Genomic DNA, 1,289 nt, shown 5'->3' with positions numbered 1-1,289 from the left:
AATGACACAGCTTCGGCGGTGTGCTTAAGCCCCGCTACATTGTCGGCGCAGGACCACTTGACCAGTGAGCTATTACGCACTCTTTAAAGGGTGGCTGCTTCTAAGCCAACCTCCTGGCTGTCTGTGCGACCCCACATCCTTTCCCACTTAGCACACACTTAGGGGCCTTAGCTGGCGTTCTGGGCTGTTTCCCTCTCGACTACGAAGCTTATCCCCCGCAGTCTCACTGCCGCACTCTCACACCACGGTATTCGGAGTTTGGTTGACTTCGGTAAGCTTGTGGGCCCCCTAGGCCATCCAGTGCTCTACCCCCGCGGTGAAACATACGACGCTGCACCTAAATGCATTTCGGGGAGAACCAGCTATCACGGTGTTTGATTGGCCTTTCACCCCTAACCACAGCTCATCCCCCAGGTTTTCAACCCTGGTGGGTTCGGGCCTCCACGCGGTCTTACCCGCGCTTCACCCTGGCCATGGCTAGATCACACCGCTTCGGGTCTAGACCACGCGACTAAACGCCCTATTCAGACTCGCTTTCGCTACGGCTACCCCACACGGGTTAACCTCGCCACGTAGCACTAACTCGCAGGCTCATTCTTCAAAAGGCACGCCGTCACCCCTAAAGGCTCCGACGGATTGTAGGCACACGGTTTCAGGTACTATTTCACTCCCCTCCCGGGGTACTTTTCATCTTTCCCTCACGGTACTAGTCCGCTATCGGTCACCAGGGAGTATTTAGGCTTAGCGGGTGGTCCCGCCAGATTCACAGCGAATTCCACGAGTACGCTGCTACTTGGGAACACTTCAACGAGATACCGAGTTTTCGAGTACGAGGGTTTCACTCTCTACGCCCGTGCTTTCCAGACACGTTCCTCTAACCACAGTATTTTCTGACTCGTCGCCAGTCCGGCAGAACTGACAAGAAGGTCCCACGACCCCACGAATGCAACCCCTGCCGGGTATCACACAGACGCGGTTTAGCCTCATCCGCTTTCGCTCGCCACTACTCACGGAATCACGGTTGTTTTCTCTTCCTGCGGGTACTGAGATGTTTCACTTCCCCGCGTTCCCTCCACATACCCTATGTGTTCAGGTATGGGTGACCCCACATGACTGGGGCCGGGTTTCCCCATTCGGAAATTCTAGGATCTCAGCTCGGTTGACAGCTCCCCTAGACTTTTCGCAGTCTCCTACGTCCTTCATCGGCTCCTGGTGCCAAGACATCCACCGTATGCCCTTACTAACTTGCTACAAAGATGCTCGCATCCACTGTGCAGTTCTCAAAGAAC

General features: G+C 55.3%; 1 rRNA gene. It reads right to left on the bottom strand.

Annotated elements, in window-relative coordinates:
* Positions 1–1,251 (bottom strand): 23S ribosomal RNA (locus tag JOD27_RS44360); the annotation flags it as partial.
* Positions 1,252–1,289: the final 38 nt, after the last annotated feature.

The sequence above is a fragment of the Lentzea nigeriaca genome (assembly GCF_016907955.1).
In the GTDB taxonomy this organism is placed as follows: domain Bacteria; phylum Actinomycetota; class Actinomycetes; order Mycobacteriales; family Pseudonocardiaceae; genus Lentzea; species Lentzea nigeriaca.
This window is presented reverse-complemented; position numbering and strand designations above follow the sequence as displayed.